At 50.4% G+C, this 385-nt stretch carries 4 tRNA genes; all 4 read right to left on the bottom strand.

Annotation, left to right across the window (positions count from 1 at the left end):
* Window positions 1-27 precede the first annotated feature (27 nt).
* A tRNA-Leu gene (locus COJ96_RS26755) sits at window positions 28-116 on the bottom strand.
* A 6-nt stretch (window positions 117-122) separates the two neighbouring features.
* A tRNA-Gly gene (locus tag COJ96_RS26760) sits at window positions 123-197 on the bottom strand.
* A gap of 15 nt (window positions 198-212) precedes the next feature.
* Window positions 213-285 (bottom strand) — tRNA-Lys (locus COJ96_RS26765).
* 7 nt (window positions 286-292) lie between these two features.
* Window positions 293-368 (bottom strand) — tRNA-Thr (locus tag COJ96_RS26770).
* Window positions 369-385: the final 17 nt, after the last annotated feature.

Genomic DNA, 385 nt, shown 5'->3' on the forward strand with positions numbered 1-385 from the left:
GGGCGCAAATGAATTTAATTCACTTAATGGTGCCGAGGACCGGAATCGAACCGGTACGGTAGTCACCTACCGCAGGATTTTAAGTCCTGTGCGTCTGCCAGTTCCGCCACCCCGGCGTATGTTGGAGCGGAAGACGGGATTCGAACCCGCGACCCCCACCTTGGCAAGGTGGTGTTCTACCACTGAACTACTTCCGCAATTATTTTTAAAAGTGAGCCATGAAGGACTCGAACCTTCGACCCTCTGATTAAAAGTCAGATGCTCTACCAACTGAGCTAATGGCTCGTACTAATGGTGCCGGCGAGAGGACTTGAACCCCCAACCTACTGATTACAAGTCAGTTGCTCTACCAATTGAGCTACCCCGGCATAATCTTTGAAAGATA

The sequence above is a fragment of the Bacillus sp. AFS073361 genome (genome assembly GCF_002567005.1).
Taxonomy (GTDB): Bacteria; Bacillota; Bacilli; order Bacillales; family Cytobacillaceae; genus Neobacillus.